5 protein-coding genes are annotated in these 3,653 nt (G+C 63.2%); 4 read left to right on the top strand and 1 reads right to left on the bottom strand.

What is annotated here, in order from left to right; translation table 11 throughout:
* Together Y707_RS27310 and Y707_RS0117950 are read left to right on the top strand one after the other, a co-directional pair.
* Positions 1-646 (top strand): DUF6986 family protein (locus Y707_RS27310; RefSeq protein WP_035782486.1); only part of this gene is annotated, 646 nt, incomplete at its 5' end.
* 25 nt (positions 647-671) lie between these two features.
* The gene (locus tag Y707_RS0117950) at positions 672-1,484 is read left to right on the top strand and encodes a bifunctional allantoicase/(S)-ureidoglycine aminohydrolase (protein ID WP_026536095.1); all 813 of its coding nucleotides are present in this window, start codon (positions 672-674) and stop codon (positions 1,482-1,484) included.
* A 227-nt stretch (positions 1,485-1,711) separates the two neighbouring features.
* On the opposite strand, the gene Y707_RS27305 is transcribed toward Y707_RS0117950, so the two are convergent.
* Entirely contained in the window at positions 1,712-2,707 is a 996-nt protein-coding gene (locus Y707_RS27305) for a GlxA family transcriptional regulator (RefSeq protein WP_051442166.1), read from the bottom strand.
* A gap of 178 nt (positions 2,708-2,885) precedes the next feature.
* Here Y707_RS27305 and Y707_RS0117935 point away from each other — a divergent pair, with 178 nt between their 5' ends.
* Both Y707_RS0117935 and Y707_RS0117930 read left to right on the top strand, forming a co-directional pair.
* A complete protein-coding gene (locus tag Y707_RS0117935; protein ID WP_026536094.1) occupies positions 2,886-3,167 on the top strand; it encodes a hypothetical protein in 282 nt (93 codons plus the stop codon).
* A 66-nt stretch (positions 3,168-3,233) separates the two neighbouring features.
* Positions 3,234-3,500 carry a hypothetical protein gene (locus Y707_RS0117930; RefSeq protein ID WP_155853129.1) on the top strand — a complete coding sequence of 89 codons (267 nt, stop codon included), beginning with the start codon at positions 3,234-3,236 and terminating at the stop codon, positions 3,498-3,500.
* Positions 3,501-3,653 lie beyond the last annotated feature (153 nt).

Below are 3,653 nucleotides of genomic sequence, written 5' to 3'. Positions count from 1 at the left end.
CCATGAGCTGCCGGCCGGACGGCTGAAGTTCGAAGTGCAGATGGAAACGCCGCAGCTGATCCTCGCCGCGGACGGAACGGTTCCGGTCGCCCATCTGCTGCACCGTGCCGAAGGCCGCGTCACCGCGTTCCACTACGGCACCTACGACTACAGCGACTCCCTGCAGATCGCGGCCGAGTACCAGTCGATGGAACACCCGGCCGCGGACTATGCCAAGCAGGTCATGCAGGTCGCCGTCGCGGGTACCGGAGTCCGGCTCTCGGACGGTTCGACCAACATCATCCCGTCCGGCTCGGATGAGCAGAAGCAGCAGGCGTGGCAGTTGCACGCCCGGCTGGTTCGGCGTCATCTGGAACGCGGGTACTACCAGGGCTGGGACCTGCATCCGGCCCAGCTGCCAACGCGCTTTTTGGCCACGTATGCCTTCTACCGGCAAGGCTGGGACGCTGCCGCCCGCCGCCTGCACAATTACGTGCACCACGTGGAGTCGGAAGTCATGGATGAGCCGGCAACGGCCCGGGCGCTCGCCCGGTTCGTGCACCGCGGCCTGCTCTGTGGGGCGGTCTCGACCACCGAACTGGATTCCGCCGTCGGCATCAGCGGGGCCGAACTATTCGCATTGGCCCACCCCAGGGCCGCACAATAACGCAACGTTTTCTGAAGGGATACTCATGGGCTACTACGCCCCGCACGGCGGTTTGCCGCCACAGACTGACCTGTTGACCGACCGGGCGATGTTCACCGAGGCCTATGCGGTCATTCCGCGTGGAACGATGAGCGACATTGTCACCAGCAACCTGCCGCATTGGGACAAGACCAGGCTGTGGGTACTCGCCCGGCCGCTGTCCGGCTTCGCCGAAACCTTCTCGCAGTACATCATGGAGGTCTCGCCCGGCGGCGGCAGCAGTAACCCCGAATCCAATCCCGGGGCGGAGGGCGTGGTGTTCCTGATGGAGGGCACCTTGTCGCTGACCCTGGAGGGTGAGCAGCACACGCTGGAGCCCGGCGGATATGCCTTCATCCCGCCGTCGTCCCAATGGTCAGTGAGCAACGACGGCGACGAGCCGGCCCGCTTCCACTGGGTCCGCAAGGCGTATGAAGCCGTCGAGGGCATTGACGCGCCGGTTGCGTTCGTCACCAATGAGAAGGACGTCGAGCCCAGGGAAATGCCGGACACGAATGGCGCCTGGAAGACCACACGCTTTGTCGATCCGTCCGATCTGTCGCACGATATGCACGTCAACATCGTCACGTTCGAGCCGGGCGGATCCATTCCGTTCGCGGAAACCCATGTGATGGAGCACGGGCTCTACGTGCTGGAAGGCAAAGCGGTATACCGGCTGAACCAGGACTGGGTGGAGGTGCAGGAGGGCGACTTCATGTGGCTCCGCGCGTTCTGCCCGCAGGCCTGCTACGCCGGCGGACCGTCGAACTTCCGCTATCTGCTGTACAAGGACGTGAACCGGCAGATGAAGCTCGGCTAACCGCCTTTGGGCGGTCCGCGACAACGGTCCTGAGCTGCGAAAACGTTGGTGCCCACCACCCGGCCGGCGTGCACGATCCGCGAAAACGGTCCTGCGCCGCGAAATCGGTGTTGCTAACCACCGGTTTCGACGGTGAGCACCGTTCTCGGGTGGGCGCCCGACGGCGGGACCCGACACACAGCTGCGGGACCGCCGTCGTCGCGTTGACGGGCGGACCGCCGCCGTCGTTAAGCCGGTTGGGCTGCAACGCCGGTAGCGGCACCAGTGCGGGCGGCCGTCCCGCGGAAGGTGCGCCGGTACGCCGCGGGGCTGGTGCCGAGCGCCCGATGGAAATGGTGGCGCAGCAGAACAGCCTGGCCGAAGCCGGCCTCCCTCGCGACTTCGTCGATGCTCAACTGTGTCTCCTCCAGCAGTGTCTGCGCACGGAGGATGCGCTGCCCGTTGACCCAGGCGGCCGGGGTGGTGCCGGTTTCGGCCCGGAAACGGCGCGCAAACGTGCGATCGGACATATGCATACGGCCGGCAAGTTCGGTCACCGAGAATTCCTTGTCCAGATTCGCCGCCAGCCACACCAGTAACTCCTCCATGGTGTCTCCTGTGTGCGCTGGGACCGGACGGTCGATGTACTGTGCCTGGCCGCCGTCCCTGTGCGGGGGAACCACCATGCCCCGGGCAATAGCGTTGGCGGCTTTCGCGCCAAATTCCCTGCGGATCAAGTGCAGGCAGGCATCAATCCCCGCCGCCGATCCCGCACTGGTAATGATGTTCCCGTCCTCGACGTAGAGAACGTTCTCATCGACCCGGACCTTTGGGTAGGCGGCCGCGAATTCGGGCGAATGCATCCAATGCGTGGTGGCGCAGCGTCCGTCGAGCAGGCCTGCTTCCGCCAGCGAGAACGATCCAGTACATACGGACAGCATGCTGGCACCGCGTGCTGCTGCCGCCTGCAGTTGTTCAATAACGACGGCGGGAAGTGGCGTGCGGCGATGCGGCGCCATGATCACCAGGTCGGCATCTGCGGCGGCGGTCATGTCCTTGTCCACCTGGATGGAGAATCCCTTCCCCGTCGGTACCAGGCCGGGCTCGGGGGTGCAGATACGGAAGTCGAACTTGGGAAGCCCGACGTCGAGCCCGGAGCGGTCCTCCCCGAACACGTCACAAAGTATGCCGAACTCGAATGGTGAGAGCCCGGGAAGCACGATGACAGCTACTGATTTCAACATAAAACAAGTATGGCAGAAAATTAGCGAACATGGTCATTTATGCCACTGTTTCTTTGATGGCGCCGGGCAGATGATCAATACATGGAAATCGAAGCCGGAACTTTAGCTTCACCGCCAGCATTGGTTTCCAGATTTGATCCACTCCATCCATCCAGCTCCACTTCATTGAAGGAAAGCCATGTCACTGCTGTTAGTCCTCGCCGCAACCGTCGCCATCTTCGTCTACATTGGACGGTTCTCGACTCCTGCAAAGGACCGCCGCCCGATGGCCCGTTCACCGCGGGAAATCGCCCGCAACTTCTGGAAGGGGCTGGGCGTTGTCTCGGCTCCCAGTCCCGTGAATCAAGCGCTGGAGGCTTTCGATAAGGAATGGCCTTTCCGGGCCAGGAGTACAGATTCCGCCGACGGCACGGCCGGTCCATCCAACCGCTCATCCCAGAGTCGTCTGGTCAATTTCTAGACGACGACGGGAAGTCACCAGGAAGGCACGGCCATGTTGCCGTTACACCCGGATCATATGCTGAAGATGTTCCATAGTGAGCAGAAGGAACTGCTGTTTGTGGTCGGGCGCCGGCCGCTCTACGGGACCCCCGGGAACCTGAACAGAGCCCGCACCCAGAAGATCCACGGAGTCCACAATATGAAGGGCAACAGGGTCCTCACCATGAAGACGGTCCTGCTGGCGGGACGCAGATTCCTTTCCGGGACTGCTCCCGCCAGGCACTTAGCCTCGATCCACCGATCAGCAGCTGAGGTAGCCGCGGAACGGGAACTGGCTATTCCAGCGGCTTGAGGGCGCTGCGGAGCTATCGGCCTCGCTGCCGGGAGCGTTCCACTTGTTTCTTTCGTGTCGGTCGGACGGGGTCGAAGCCGGTCAGACCGGGGCTGTGGCTGACGGTTTCAGCATGGCTGTGAACAGGTCGGTGAACGCTGTTTCCCAGGGCCA

It is taken from the genome of Arthrobacter sp. H14 (genome assembly GCF_000520495.1).
Classification (GTDB): domain Bacteria; phylum Actinomycetota; class Actinomycetes; order Actinomycetales; family Micrococcaceae; genus Arthrobacter_C.
This window is presented reverse-complemented; position numbering and strand designations above follow the sequence as displayed.